This is a genomic window from Secundilactobacillus paracollinoides (genome assembly GCF_001702155.1).
GTDB classification, from domain to species: Bacteria; Bacillota; Bacilli; order Lactobacillales; family Lactobacillaceae; genus Secundilactobacillus; species Secundilactobacillus paracollinoides.
Window position 1 is genome coordinate 1252663 of sequence record NZ_CP014912.1, and the last position, 14395, is coordinate 1267057.

Consider the following 14395-nt stretch of genomic DNA (forward strand, 5'->3'; position numbering starts at 1 on the left):
CAGGTACGTTGTGTCAGTCAGCTGTACGGATGCTTGTTTTTTTTAAATGACATCGCGTACGCTTTACTTTTCAAGGAATTATCCTACCTCTATTGTAACTGGCACTATCGCAACTAAAAATGGTCAACTCAGTCTGTTTGCCCAAAATCAGACAATTTTTGACCATTATGAATTGCGTTTGCTACCGAACCATCAAGCACGGTTTCCGCCCGTTTGACCAACGCTTCTTGCGGTTCCGCCAACCCGTTTGCCAGCCATTGCACAAGCTGCATCACAAGTGCCCAACCAAAGAAGTTGACAATGGCATCCCGCAACGCCGGTTGGACGTGCGCGTCAACGTCGAGCACGACTGCGGCCACCATTCTGCTGGCAACGTCATACAGCGTATTTTCCAAAATATCACGCGCCAGTGAGTGAAAACTTTTGAGGCACAACTCACGGTTATCAGCGATGTACGCTAGAATCAGCCGGTAACCGTCTTGCCAGCGGTTGACTCGCAAGTAGTGGTCACTGAGCTGGTCAACGATTTCACGTTGAAACGTCCATTCCAAGAGGGCGTAAAGGTCCTCAAAATGATAATAAAACGTATTTCTGGTGACTTGCGCCTGCTGTGTCAGCAGCTCAATGGTGATCTTATTGAACGGGGTGGTGGCCATCAGCGTTTTTAATGCCTCGGCCAGCTTCCACTTAGTTGCTTGGGCTTTAATCGTGATCAACTCCTGTGCTAGGTTCTATGTCTAGTTTACCGCGAAATGGAAGCGGTAACTATGGCTTGTGCTAAATTTTAAAGACCGTTTTTTTAAAAATAAAACGTTATTTAAAAAATAATAATAACGTTTTAAATATGAAATAAGGTTTATATATCATTTATTAAGTGCTATTATAGGCCTATAAGCACCTAACAGTAACGTTTTATTTTGAGCAAAGGAGTATTGGCAGATGACAACAAAACCGATTACTTTAATTACGAATGTGAACCAGTCGATGGGGGTCGAAATTGCCACGCAACTGGGGCAGGCGGGGCACCATGTTATTCTTGGCGTTCAGGATAGTCAACGAGGGGAACGATTGGCTGTCTCTTTGGGAAAGCAGGGCATTCAAACCAGCGTCGTTCAGCTCGATGCGACCTGCCGCGCGTCAATCAATGGTGCCAAGGCGTTTATTGAAATGAACTATGGTTATTTGACAACGCTGATCAATAATGGCGGCGTCTCCTTTGATCGCCAATTTTCAGCGACAACCCTATCATCGTTTGTGATGCGACAGGATTTTGAGACCAACTTCTTTGGCATGGTGGACGTGACTCAGGCGATGTTGCCTCTCCTAAAAAAAGGAACGTCCGCTCAAATTATTAACGTGACTGGTCGATTAGCTGGTGTGTTGCAGTCTAAGCATATAGGGACTGGTTATCGGGCATCGCAGGCAGCTGCCAATCAGTATACGATCGATTTACGCCAAGCGTTGAAGGACTCATCGATTACCGCAAATTTTGTGAATTCGGACTGGCTGGAACAGCATATTAGTGCGGGACGTGAGGTTGTTGTTCATGATCCAACGTTGCGGCTGGTGACGAAGACGTTGCAGCGAGGTGACCGGAGCACGCGCCGAGCATTGCCTTCTGGTGTGCGTTTTGACAGGGCGGCCGAGGAAGCGGATTAGAAGCCGACTGCGGTGAGTAGAAGAGATAGTAAAATTGACTATTAAAACCGCGTTTCAGAGCACTGTTTGGGTGACTGGAACGCGGTTTTTTTGTTGTGGGTTATAAAAAGAGGTAGCTTTGATTTTTGATCTTTCTAGCCTGCGTAGACTAAACGAGTTCCGCAGGCACGGGGCTAACGTGTAACGGACTCCGGCCAAAAAGTCAGACCCGGACTTTTCGGCCGGAGTCCGTTACACACCACCCCTAACCCGCCTTGCTCCACTCTCTACTCCGCTGTCAATCCCCCATCCACCACAAACTCCGCACCTGTCGAATAACTGGCATCATCCGAAGCCAAATAGAGCACCATCTTCGACACTTCCTCTGGTTCAGCAATGCGCTGGAGGGGAATTGTCTTGGCAAATTGAGCCACTGCGTCATCCGTATCACCCTGGTGGATCATTGGCGTTGAGATAACGCCTGGGTGCACCGAATTGACCCGGATGCCGTAATGGGCCAGTTCTAGCGCAGCCGCCTTCGTCATTCCACGCACAGCGAACTTCGTATCTGTGTATCCGATGGCACCGCCGACTAACCCGTTAATGGATGAGACATTGATGATGCTGCCATGACCCGCATTTTTCATTTCCGCAGCGACATATTTCATGCCCAAGAAAACGCTCAGTTGATTAATTTTGAAGATCTTTAAATAGTCCTCAGTCGAAACATCAAACAGGGATTTTGCGTAGGTGATTCCGGCGTTGTTGACCAGAATATCAATTTGACCAAAATGAGTCATTGCTGTTTTGACAACGGTCTGCCAGTCACTTTCGCTTGCCACGTCTTGCTTGACGAACACTGCGTTATCGCCTAACTGTTTGGCCGTTTCCTGGCCTTCAGTTTCGTTGAGATCGGTTAAAACGACTTTAGCGCCCTCTGCGATAAATAGCTTGGCGTGCGCGGCGCCCATTCCTTGAGCGGCACCCGTGATAATTGCAACTTTACCCGTTAATTTTCCCATAATTCTTCAAGTCCTTTCTAATTGGCAGGTTCATCTGCTTCAACACATTTTGCTAATGTTGCTTTGATCGAGGCGACGACATCATGGTCTTTGATCCCCAGAATGGCCGTTTCATCAGGATCAGTACACTGCGCTTCTTCCTGCAATTTTTCGGATAACGTAATGTGAATACCGTGTTCCTTGCCAGCGGCAGCCGTTTGGGCATCGAGTTGTTCGAATTGCGGCTTTAATTGGTCAAATGGCACAACTGGAACTTGCGTCATTGTTTCTTGGTGAAGCGCTTCCACAATCATGTCATAGAAATCTTTGTAGGCCAAGTTATATGCATTTATGGCATAGGTGTGGCGGTGTTCCCCGTGCTGGAGGGCACCCACAGCAGCTTCAGCCACCTGCTCAACCGTCACAGCCGAGGTGCTGCCCTTTAACGCTGGGTAAACAGGCTGGTTACGAATCTGATCCACAAACATTTTCCAAAGCGGCATTCGACCTGGCATGGTGCCGAAGATGTATGGAAGCCGCAGAACAGTCACGGTCATCGCACCTTCACCCTCAGCAAAGGCAACCTGTTCTTGTAATAATCGCGTGTTTGGATAGGGCTGCAACTGATAGTCAGGATAGGTGTCGCGCCATAGGCTGGCAAATTCGGCGGTGTAAGAGCCAAAAACAACGAAGTTCTTGACGCCTGCTTGTCGCGCTAAACGGGCCAGACGTTGGGTTGGGAGCACATTTGCGTGGTAGTAAAAACTGAGTGCGGGGGCTTCCGGCAAAGCACGTTCGTCAGCGCCAGCGGCATACATGAAGCCGTCACAATCACTCAACAGGTCAACCACTTGCGCATCTGATAGCTCGTTAATGTTGCCGAGACTGAGCTCAACGGTGCTTGGCAGAAGGTTATCTGCCGGCATTGGCGGTAATGCCATTGTTTTGACTTGATACCCCTGGGCTAGCAATTCCTTAGTGGTGTAGTACCCGAGAAAACCAGTACCACCTAAAACAAATATTTTTGATATATGTGCCATCTCCTTGCTTGATATTAATTTCACAACCAGTATAATCGGAGCTGAATAAAAATAGTGACGATTTTTCCGCTAAGTGTTCGAAAGGAGACACAAATGAATTCTGACTACCCATACGTCAGTACCAACTACCTGTCTAGTCATTACAAACCACAGGATCTGAGTATTGCATTGGAGACGATTACCGCAGATGTTGCACCGTATATTCGCGATGAAGCCGAATTCTGGGTCGTCACTGCTGGCACCGCTGAGGTTGAGATCAACGGGACGGCGTTTCAATTGACAGCGGGGGATGTGGTTCAGCTGATGCCACATCAGATTCGTCGCGTGTCGCTAGCAGGTGAAACAACATTGACGATGTATGCGATTCGGCTCTCCATGGGACTTTTACTGCTGTCCTCCAACGATGAAAAACAGTACGCTGTTGCCCTGCGAAACGCTGAACACTTCTTCCCAGTCGTGCATCTAGCTGCTGATTCAAAGACGTTCTTGGAACAATTTTGCGCTAATGCAGTTCTGCAAAAACAACATCATCCGGCTAATTCTGAAAGCCTGAATCTGGCCCTGACTTCCTATCTGATCTATTTGTTTCACGTGGAACCACACGTTGCCGTTTCTGTATCACAAGACGAGCAACCCTGGGTCTGGCTGCGCTATCTGCAATTTCATCATCCGTCGCATTTAACACTGTCGGGGATGGCAAAAGTGTTCGAAACGACAGCTCAGGAGTTGCAAGCGGCGCTCATTGAACTGACTGGGTTTAACTTTAATCAACTCCTAAACCAGGTACGTATTCGCAACGCGGCAGGGCTGATGCAATTTCCGGAGTTGAGTATCCGCAAGATTGCCGCTATCTGCGGCTATCGAACCATCAGCACGTTTTACTATCAGTTTGAAAAAATCAACACTGTTTCGCCGCAAGCTTATCGGGATGCACTTAAAACACACCACCAGTTGGTCGGTAATAGCGATGGGTGGACTATTGGCGTCTACCTCTTTGAACACTGTGCGCAACCGTTGACCTTACCTGAAGTTGCCCAAACATTGACTTATTCTGAAGATACAGTCAATGAACGCTTGTTAACCTATTTTGGGCAAACGTTTAAACCGCTACTGAATCAGTTTCGGTGCGAAGTTGCCCGACCGCTGGTGTTGGGCAGTCGACTGACGTTTAATCAGATTGCGGTTCGGGTCGGGTTTCAGGATAGCGTCAGTTTTAAACGGAATTATCAAACGACTTGGCAGGTGACACCGCGACAGGACCGGCAGCGGAACGTTTATGAGGTGGTTGCGGGAAAGATCGTTACGCGGCGTGGGTAGGAGCTCTTGTGTTGGGGCTTTCTTAATAAAAGAAACCTTTTAGTGATTGACTATGTATTTAGCGCACCTTTGCTTTTTTAAATATTCAGCCAAGTCAACTAATTCATGATTGGGTCTTTCTAGGCTATATTGCCGTAACGAGTTCTGCAATGGGAGCTTTACATTGTTGGGTGATTCAAAATAGCGCTTTAATGTCACTTCGCTCCACGGTTCGGCCCTGCCGGCTTAGGTGGGGTCGCTCCGGGGAGTTATTGAATGTCTTTGCAGAAATTCAAGGATCTCCTACGTCTCCCTGTGATCGTCACAGCTAATAAGTCGTCGAAAGTGGTATCACGAAGCCTCTAAATTAATCGCTACTGGTGACTGACACATCATGGGAAGCATTGCTGTTAATAGCCTTAATAGCGGTCGAGGGCGGATTCTTCGCGAACAAGGTTTAATGCTATTGTGATGCTTAACTAGTGGCAAAAAGGGTGCTCAACGTCAGTGGAATGGAGCAATTTGGTACGGAGCTGTGGTGTCGACATCAGTTAGCGACCGTACTTTGGTCGGTTACTGATGTGCGAGACGACTGAGATCCACTCGAGAGCTGCGCAGCAGAAATCGAGTTAGCTCAGTCGCGAGCCACCACACGGCCTGCCAAATTACGGAATGCAACGGACTATCACCTAACATTGGAATGCCCTTGGGGCGCCTTGCTTCACTCTCATCTCAATAACAGTTAAAATCAAGTTAACTCATTTTGACTGGAGGCATTCTTGTGGCTTACGATTACGATACGATTATTATCGGCGGTGGCCCTGGTGGGTTAGCCGCAGCTTATGGATTAGTTGGTAAGCAAAAGGTGTTAGTGATTGAAAATAATTTGTGGGGCGGCACCTGTCCTAACTTTGGGTGCGATCCCAAGAAAATGCTTTACGGGGTCGTTGAATCCAAACGACAAACGCAACGGTATGGGCAAAGCGGCATTACTGGGGCAGTCAACATTGATTGGCCAGCATTGATGAGTTTTAAACGCGGCTATACCGACAAGATTCCTGGTGGCACCCATGATGGATTAGCGTCTTCAGGAATTGCTACGTTATTTGGCAGCGCCGAATTCGTTGACGCGCACACCCTGCGTGTGAACAATAAACAAGTGACTGGTGATGCCATTATTATTGCAACGGGGGCGACACCAGCGATTCCTAACGTGCTAGGGAAGGCACATTTTCAAACGAGTACGGATTTCTTATCCTTACCTGAACTACCGCATGAAATTGGGTTTGTTGGGGCCGGCTACGTTGCCATTGAACTGGCCAATATCGCAGTTGAGGCGGGCGCAAAGGTGCACGTTTTCCAGCACAACGATAAGCTGCTTCGTGGTTTTCCGGAAGCTGATACGGCAGTGCTTAAAGAAACTTTGGCTGCTAAGGGTATCCAATTTCACTGGAACACAACCGTTACAGGCGTTTCTGAAGCAGGCAGCGGCGTTATCGTTCATACGGATGACGAAGATGTTGCCTTGGATACGATCTTTGCTGCAGCGGGTCGGCCAGCCAATATTGCGGGGCTAAACCTTGATGCTGCCGGCATTAGCGCGTCAGCTAAAGGTGTTGAAGTGAATGACCACTTACAAACGGCGGCGTCAAATGTGTACGCGATTGGTGATGTCATTGACAAGAAACAGCCGAAGTTAACGCCAGTCTCTGGGTATGAAGGTCGGTACGTTGCTGCCAGCATTCTAGGTCAGCAGGCGGCCATCAGTTATCCACCAATTCCGCATACAGTATTTGCGGGACCTGAGCTCGCCCAAGTGGGGGTAACGGTGGCAACTGCCACAGCGCATCCTGACGACTACGACGTGCGGACATCAAGTGTTGGTTCTTGGTACACGTACAATCGGCTCCAGGATAAAACGGCACGGGTCACAACGATTATCGATAAGGCTAACCAACAATTGGTGGGGGCCGTGGTTCTAGCGGTGAATGCTGAGGAACTGATCAACACGTTCTCCGGCATTATCAGCCGACATGAAACTGCGGCGGAAGCCAAGGATTGGATGCCTGTTTATCCAAGTGCTGAAAGTGACCTGCAGTATTTTTATTAAGTTATAAAAGACAATTTTAAAAGTAAACCTCAGTGCCGAAACGGCTGCCTGAGGTTTTTTTGTCACTGGAAAATTATTTTTTGAATTTTGTTGACAGGAAACAAAAATAAGCTATAATGTTTCCTATCAACAAAATTTAAAATAATTAAGGAGCACCACTAAAAATGACAAAATTACTTGTAATCATGGCACACCCACACACTGAAACAACTGGAAAATCCGTTCAGGTTGCCCAAACCTTTATGACGCAATATCAACAAAACCACCCAGAAGACGAGATCGTTGTCCGCGACCTCTTCACAACGTCGGTGCCGCCACTCAACGACGAGACCTTTGATGCTTGGCTCAAGGTGAAGTACGGCAAGACACTCAACAGCGATGAAGAAACTTTACTGGCAGCTCATTCAGACTGGCTAGAAGAGTTTGTAAGTGCTGATAAGTACGTGTTCGTCAATCCAATGTACAACCATTTCTTGCCGGCAGAACTGAAGTCCTACATTGACGTTACAGCAGTGACCCGCAAGACGTTTAAGTACACGGCAAACGGCCCAGTGGGATTATTGACCGGTAAGAAGGCACTGCACATTCAGGCCGCCGGCGGGCTATATCACGATCCAGAGCATCCAAACGCGCAAGCTGATTTAGGCGACAGCTATCTGGACATGATCCTTAACCTCTACGGGATCAAAGATACCAATAAAATTTTCATCGAGGGCTGCGACCAAATGCCAGAACAAACTGCGACCATTTTAGCTGCAGCGAATGACGAAGCGACCCAGTTAGCCAAAACATTTTAGTCTCAGGCGTACCATCAATTTGGTATACTGTCACTAGCATGAAAGAGATGGGGCCGATGACATGACGAAAGAAATGGAAAACCGGATATTTGATGAACTCCGCCAGATGATTACGGAACGGGACGCCGTGAATCGCGAACAGTCGTGGATCGTTAACCACCTGGAAGAGCCAGCATTAAGTGCGATGGTCCCGAAAACGTCGATCGTAGGGCTGCACATCCTGTCGGCTTTGAAACGTCAGGATATGACGGGCATCGAATTGGCACAAACGCTAAATGTGACTCGTGGTGGCGTCACTCGGGCCGCTAAGACATTGCTGAAACTGGCGTTGATCTCAAGTTATAAACAAGCTCAAAATCAGAAGAATTTGTATTATAAATTGACGACAAATGGGCGAACGATTGCTGACACACACGATGAGATGCACGCGACGCTTGAAACACAGCGGTTAAGTGTGATTCATGAAAAATATAGCGATGATGACTTAGAACTCATCGGGAATTTTCTTCACGATATGTTGTTGGCTGAAAGAAACTTTAAATAGGCCCCTTTAAGCGCCCCATCTAAAACTTGGTTTAGATGGGGCGCTTTATAGCGGTATAAATCACGCGTAGAAAGCTAGTAATCCATTCAAATTGTGTTATATTAAAGAAAATGATTTTATTAAATACAATTAGCAATGGCAGATTGCAAGAAATAACTTGAACGAATTTAATGACGTAAATTAAGCAAGAAGATCTCGATTGGTGTATGCCAATTAAGACATTTAAGTGGCCGTGAATTCAAATACCAATTAATTTGAACCAATTGGTGATCACTTAGTTCTTCAATGGCTTGGCCTTTGGGAATAAAGCGCCGCAAAACTCGGTTACGGTTCTCATTACTGCCTCTTTCATGCGGTGAATAGGCATGGGCAAAATAAACCTGTGTACCAGTTCGCCGTTCAATTGTCTGATAGTTAGCGAACTCTTTACCATGATCCACAGTAAGCGTCTTGAGCTTGTCTTGAAGTTGACGAGCTAGTTCAAGTACGGTTTGAGTCATGGACTGACTGTCGCGACCATGGAGCCTTTTAACAATTGTCAGGCGACTTTTACGCTCCACAAAAGTAGCCACAGCTTGACCTTTACGTTTACCAGAAAGTACGGTATCAGCTTCAAAGTGGCCGAATTCCTGGCGAGTTTCGATTTTATGAGGACGCTTCTCAATTGAGCGGCCGTGACTGAACGTACCACGCTTTTCTTTAGCACGATGACGACGAATTCCATGATCAGGCAAATCGGGCAACTGTACATCAAGCCAGCCTTGATCAATCCAGTTATAGACCGTCTTGTAGGCAATCCCCACCACATGGGCAACTTGTTCAGGGGACCACTTCTGGACTTGAATCTTTTCCTCGATCAAGTGTTTAAGGTTTTTAGTAAGCGAAGACTTTCGCCCCCGTTGACTAACCTTTCGTTCAAAGTCAGTTTGCGCTAGCTCAGCCTGGTACTCACCATTTAGTCGGTGAAGTTCGTTAAAGATGGTGGTCTGACTAAAGTCTAAGTAGTTAGCGATGTATCGCAAGGAACGTCCTTCATTATGAAGCGTTTCAATGACAACACGGTTCTGGAATGATACAATAGTGGTGCTCATCAAGGTCCTTCTTTCTAATGGATTGTGTGGTAACACCATTAAAGACCTTGATAGGTTTTTCTGTCCACTTAAATGTTCAACTTAAATTTTACAATCTGCCAAAATGAAAAACGATTTAGATATTATGGCAGCTAATTTTGCGAAGTCGTCGCTGAGCGGCGCGGTGATGTATACGATTGGCTTCATTGCCAGCAACCCGGATCCTAAGTTGGTTGTCCCGCTGGAGCAAAATATGAAGCGTCTGATATTAAACGGTCTGTGGCAAATATTAGAAGAAATATCAGATCCGGATAAAGAGAAGAATCCGGATACAAAATAATTAGTACTATTTTTAACAAGGACTTTATCCCGCTGAAACCCGCATTATATTAGGATTTGTTTGACTTTTCTTGTAGTTAAAATGAAACAATTTTAATTGAATTGTTGGTTGAAGGTCATTCGAGTTCTCGATATGATAGACCCATAAAGTGATAGTGAATTGAGTCTAAGCTACGATGAGTTGTGAGTATTCAGGTTTATCACATAGGAGTTGGCTTATATAAAGCACTACTTTGACCTTTGAAATGAGTCACATCATTGCAAGATGGATAATTGGAGTTATCCGGGGGATCTTGTGTGAATAACGGGGGGTCGTTATTCAACGAGGGTGTAATTTAAAAAGGTTTTCGAATAGAAGCTTAACAATATAAGCGTGTCTCAGACATGGGACCAACATAAAAAAAGACGCAAAGGCTTTAGGGGCTGGAGGGTCTTTTTTTGTGGAAAGAGTGTGGAAGAAGGCAGAGTGTGGAAGAAGGCGGTTAGAGGGCGGAGCAGAAGCTAACTCTGGCAGAAAATCCTGGGTCTGGATTTTTTGCCAGAGTTGGCTTCTGCTCCGCCCTCTGCCTTCTGGAACACGTTTCGGCTACGTAAATTGGAAGCGCAGTAGCCGAAATAACGCGGTTGCCAAAAATGCTGACTCCCGATTATGACTATTAGGCTAGCGTCAGTTCTACAATAATTTTCTGTAACTCATTTAGGCTACGTAAATAGAAAGCGCAGTAGCCGAAATAACTCGGTTGATAGGACCCGGAAAACGAATTGAATACAAAACGAAAAAAGACACCCGCAAAGGCTGGTTCACCAGCTCTTTGTGGATGTCTTTTTATGCTCACGGTTGAAAATAGTTTTGGATTTATCAGTTGTGAGTCGTGGTTTCAACTCACCGATTGCTTTTGGCACCGCGTTTCTCGGCCACGTAGCCGAAACGTGTTCCAGAGGCCAGGGGGCTACTGCGTAAGCAGCTTCCGGCACAAATTCCAAGTTCGGGAATTTCTGCCGAAAGCTACTTACGCTCCGCCCCCTAAACGGCCTCCTCCACACTCTACACCATTGCATATCCCACCACCACCAGCAACGCCGGCAACATATTCGCGACCCTGACCTTAGTATCCAACAGCAGATTAATGCCGATACAAAAGATCATCATCGATCCCACCAACGAAATGCCGTTTGTCATCGCGGTTGTGAGGAACTGGTTGATGAAGACTGCCAGTAAAGTGATGCTCATTTGGAAAATAAAGAGTGGAATGCTGCTGAAAATTGCGCCCACACCAAAACTCGCTGCATAAATGGCAACGATAACGCCGTCCAGAATCGCCTTTGTAAACAGCATCGTTGGGTCGTGGTTCACAGCGTCCTGCAACGAACCGATAATGGCCATTGCCCCAATACAAATGGTCAGTGTGGCACTGACGAAGCCTTCAATGAACAGGGAGTCACTCTTAGCGCCAACCTTGCGCCGCAACCAGTCGCCCAATTTAATAAACTGGTGGTCAATGTCGATCAGTTCACCGATCAAAGACCCGACCACAAGCGAGATGGTGGCCATCAAGGTACCATGGGTGCCCACCTGGCCGTGTTTAACAACCAGCATTTGACTTAAAACGCCGGCAATACCAATGAAAATGACAGCAACGCCAATGGCCTGAATAATTGTTTTTTGCAGCTTATCGTTTAGCAGCTGCTGAAAAATGTAGCCGATCAAACCGCCTACCAGGACGGCTGCAGTGTTCACAATGGTGCCGATACCTACTATGTAAATGATGCTCACCTCTCTATGTCACGTTTAAATGGTCAGAAACTGACCATATTGACTAAGTGTACCACGTGTGTGATAGTCGAGACAATTACGAGTTAGTGGGGCTGTCGCAGGTGTTTTTTGACTGAAAATGAATCGTTTTGCTAAATAACTACCCAGTTAAAGCCGGCAAACACAGCGAGATTTTTACAATGCCGTGCCAATTTTGTAATTTTGTGACTGTGAATTAGGGCTATATTTGTACGAATCAGCCCCTTTTTTTAATGGCTAAATTTATTACTATGTAAAATGTAAGCGGTTACTTTAATGCTGGAGAAAATCTGTCTCTAGCAATAGGAGGTAAATGATGGAAATTAACGCGCTAAATGCGGCTATTATTGGCTGCGGTGTCATCAGCGACATTTATATTCAATCCCTGCAAGAAAAATTCAAGATCATTGAGCCGGTTGCGTGCTATGACCGCGATGAGGCGCGGATGAATACGCAGGCGGAAAAGTACGGCTTAAAACCCATGAGTTACGAGGCCATTCTTGATGATCCATCGATCGACATGATCATTAATTTAACTAACCCTGCAGCGCATTACGAGGTCACGAAACAAGCACTGTTACATGATAAGCACGTCTTTTCCGAAAAGATGATTGCGGTTGACCTGAAACAGGGACAGGAACTCTGTGACCTTGCGGAAGCCCATCATGTTCGTTTGGGCGTGGCGCCAGATACGTTCTTGGGTGCTGGTATTCAAACGGCACGGTACATCGTGGATAAGGGCTTAATTGGCACACCGTTGTCAGCAGTCGTGTCACTGAACCGTGACTTCGACGTTTATGCGGATATCTTTCCGCACATGAATCAGGCCGGCGGGTCACTGCCATTTGATACCGGCTGTTACTACATGACGGCGCTGGCCAACATTCTTGGCCCTGCGAAACGGGTAACCAGTTTCGGCCGTAAATATCAGCCTGACCGCGTTGGTAAGCGCGTCGATAAGCCATGGTTTGGTGAGAAGTCAACGGTCGCTGCTGATAACATTCTCACGGCAGTCGTTGAATATGCGAATGGGACGTTAGCGACCGTTCATTTTAATTCCGAGAACATTTTAACTGAGGTGCCGCAACTTGATATTTACGGGTCGGACGGCACGCTCAATATGGGGGATCCGAACAACTTTGATTCGCAAAACTATCTGCAAAAACCGCAAAATGAGCGAACAGCCTTTCCATTTACCCACGGCTACCGCGAAAACTCGCGTGGATTAGGTGCAGCTGAGATGGCTTGGGCAATTCGCCAAGACCGGCCGCACCGCGCAAGCATGACCATGGCCTACCACGTGTTTGAGCTGATTCATGGCATGTATATCAGTGCAACGACTGGGCAGATCTATGAGCTTCAATCTACGTTCGACCGTCCAGAGGCGCTGCTTACGGGCTATGTGGACCGCGGTTTCTGGGGACCAACGCAGGAAAGTGCTCTGGCATTCTAAACGACATTAAGGAGAGAACATCATGACAATTAAACGCATTGCGCACGCATCATTTAAAGTAACCGATATGGCAAAGGCCGTTGCATATTACTGCGATGGTTTGGGATTCACCGATAAATTTGAACTTCAAGATGACCAGGGCCGCCCGTGGATCAAGTATCTGGAGATCACACCGGGACAATTCTTGGAACTCTTTTACGACCCGGACAACCAGCCAAAAGCGACTCACGGCTATGATCTGGACGGCTTTTTGCACATCAGTTTAGAAGTCGACGACATCCAGCAAACAAAGCGCGACTTGGAGGCCAAGGGTCTTGCGGTCGATAGTGAAATCAAGTATGGCCCAGATTACTCCTATCAGTTGTGGAGCTCGGATCCGGATGGCAATCAGATTGAGTTTATGCAGTATACGGGGAAGTCGTTGCAAATGAGGTAGAGCGTGGAACGAGGCGGTTAAGGGGCGGAGCATAAGGTACTTTGACCCGAAAAGTCCGGGTCTGACTTTTTGGGTCGAAGTGCCTTATGCAGGAGCCCCTTGCCTCGTGAAACGCGTTTCGGCTCGAGGACAGAGACCCACACAGAAATGCCTGTACTTGGGCATTTTTGCCAGAGTTGGCTTACATGCAGCTTTCTGTTTTCCGAAACGCGTTTCGGCTCGAGGACAGAGACCCACAAAGCAATGCCAGCACTAAGCATTTTTGCCAGAGTTGGCTTACATGCAGCTTTCAGTTTTTCGAAACACGTTTCGGCACGGTTACAAAGAAAGACTTCACAGTTAATTTTTTTGTTTAACCACTAACAAAATCAGGAGGATCAACAAATGAAAATGCCAACAATGGCCGAAGTAGTTGCCGAAGAAGCAACCCTTCAGTTCACAAAATTCGATAACCAAACAGCGCTCACAATCGGTAATCAACTGGTAGCACTGGCACAAGAACGGCACGCCGCAGTGACAATCGATATTACACGTTGTCGCCAGCAGCTCTTTCACGCCGCATTACCAGGAACCGCAATTGATAACGATGAGTGGCTGAAACGTAAAATCAACGTTGTGTATCAGTTCGGCGTCAGCAGCCTTCATAAACAGCTTGAAATGACCGCTCAAGGGCGTTCAATTGAAGAAGCTAGTCTTGTTAACAAGTACCAGTTTGCGGCTGCTGGCGGTTGTTTTCCGGTGGTTTTAAAGGACACTGGGTTGATTGGCACGATTGCCGTTTCCGGGATGGCTTCAGAGGAAGACCACCAGTTGATCGTTGACGAACTAACCGCGTTTTTGACACCAATCAAGTAGGCCGTTGGCAACCGAGACTGCTCG

At 47.0% G+C, this 14395-nt stretch carries 14 protein-coding genes; 9 read left to right on the forward strand and 5 right to left on the reverse strand.

Translation table 11 applies throughout. The features are described from left to right. Positions 1 to 128: 128 nt before the first annotated feature. Positions 129 to 716 (reverse strand): TetR/AcrR family transcriptional regulator C-terminal domain-containing protein, encoded by a 588-nt coding sequence (locus AYR61_RS05255; RefSeq protein ID WP_225353274.1) that lies wholly within the window; start codon positions 714 to 716, stop codon positions 129 to 131. Positions 717 to 939: 223 nt separating this feature from the next. On the opposite strand from AYR61_RS05255, the gene AYR61_RS05260 reads away from it, so the two are divergent. After that, positions 940 to 1659, forward strand: a complete 720-nt coding sequence (locus AYR61_RS05260; RefSeq protein ID WP_054711427.1) for an SDR family NAD(P)-dependent oxidoreductase — start codon at positions 940 to 942, stop codon at positions 1657 to 1659. A gap of 266 nt (positions 1660 to 1925) precedes the next feature. On the opposite strand, the gene AYR61_RS05265 is transcribed toward AYR61_RS05260, so the two are convergent. After that, entirely contained in the window at positions 1926 to 2660 is a 735-nt protein-coding gene (locus AYR61_RS05265) for a glucose 1-dehydrogenase (RefSeq protein WP_054711425.1), read from the reverse strand. 17 nt (positions 2661 to 2677) lie between these two features. Continuing rightward, positions 2678 to 3679: an NAD-dependent epimerase/dehydratase family protein gene (locus AYR61_RS05270; protein WP_065901991.1), complete on the reverse strand. Its 1002-nt coding sequence runs from the start codon at positions 3677 to 3679 to the stop codon at positions 2678 to 2680. Between the two features lie 93 nt (positions 3680 to 3772). Between AYR61_RS05270 and AYR61_RS05275 the strand changes: the two genes are divergently transcribed. From AYR61_RS05275 to AYR61_RS05290, 4 genes are all read left to right on the forward strand, one after another. After that, positions 3773 to 4996, forward strand: coding sequence for an AraC family transcriptional regulator (locus AYR61_RS05275; RefSeq protein ID WP_065901993.1), 1224 nt, complete (start codon positions 3773 to 3775; stop codon positions 4994 to 4996). Positions 4997 to 5756: 760 nt separating this feature from the next. Beyond that, on the forward strand, positions 5757 to 7085 hold the full coding sequence (locus AYR61_RS05280) for a dihydrolipoyl dehydrogenase family protein (protein ID WP_065901995.1): 1329 nt from the start codon (positions 5757 to 5759) through the stop codon (positions 7083 to 7085). Between the two features lie 164 nt (positions 7086 to 7249). After that, positions 7250 to 7882, forward strand: a complete 633-nt coding sequence (locus AYR61_RS05285; RefSeq protein ID WP_065901997.1) for an FMN-dependent NADH-azoreductase — start codon at positions 7250 to 7252, stop codon at positions 7880 to 7882. Between the two features lie 61 nt (positions 7883 to 7943). Continuing rightward, the gene (locus tag AYR61_RS05290; protein WP_054711416.1) at positions 7944 to 8426 is read left to right on the forward strand and encodes a helix-turn-helix domain-containing protein; all 483 of its coding nucleotides are present in this window, start codon (positions 7944 to 7946) and stop codon (positions 8424 to 8426) included. Positions 8427 to 8593: 167 nt separating this feature from the next. Here AYR61_RS05290 and AYR61_RS05295 read toward each other — a convergent pair whose 3' ends face one another. Continuing rightward, the gene (locus AYR61_RS05295; protein ID WP_054712567.1) at positions 8594 to 9517 is read right to left on the reverse strand and encodes an IS30 family transposase; all 924 of its coding nucleotides are present in this window, start codon (positions 9515 to 9517) and stop codon (positions 8594 to 8596) included. A gap of 103 nt (positions 9518 to 9620) precedes the next feature. Between AYR61_RS05295 and AYR61_RS05300 the strand changes: the two genes are divergently transcribed. Next, entirely contained in the window at positions 9621 to 9836 is a 216-nt protein-coding gene (locus AYR61_RS05300) for a hypothetical protein (protein WP_065901999.1), read from the forward strand. 1044 nt (positions 9837 to 10880) lie between these two features. Here the strand turns inward: AYR61_RS05300 and AYR61_RS05310 are convergent. After that, positions 10881 to 11609: a DUF554 domain-containing protein gene (locus AYR61_RS05310; RefSeq protein ID WP_225353268.1), complete on the reverse strand. Its 729-nt coding sequence runs from the start codon at positions 11607 to 11609 to the stop codon at positions 10881 to 10883. Between the two features lie 331 nt (positions 11610 to 11940). Here AYR61_RS05310 and AYR61_RS05315 point away from each other — a divergent pair, with 331 nt between their 5' ends. The 3 genes from AYR61_RS05315 (at position 11941) to AYR61_RS05325 (ending at position 14371) form a co-directional block, all read left to right on the forward strand. Continuing rightward, the gene (locus tag AYR61_RS05315) at positions 11941 to 13080 is read left to right on the forward strand and encodes a Gfo/Idh/MocA family protein (protein WP_065902001.1); all 1140 of its coding nucleotides are present in this window, start codon (positions 11941 to 11943) and stop codon (positions 13078 to 13080) included. Positions 13081 to 13102: 22 nt separating this feature from the next. Then, positions 13103 to 13516 carry a VOC family protein gene (locus AYR61_RS05320; RefSeq protein ID WP_065902003.1) on the forward strand — a complete coding sequence of 138 codons (414 nt, stop codon included), beginning with the start codon at positions 13103 to 13105 and terminating at the stop codon, positions 13514 to 13516. 384 nt (positions 13517 to 13900) lie between these two features. Beyond that, the gene (locus AYR61_RS05325; protein WP_065902005.1) at positions 13901 to 14371 is read left to right on the forward strand and encodes a heme-degrading domain-containing protein; all 471 of its coding nucleotides are present in this window, start codon (positions 13901 to 13903) and stop codon (positions 14369 to 14371) included. Positions 14372 to 14395: the final 24 nt, after the last annotated feature.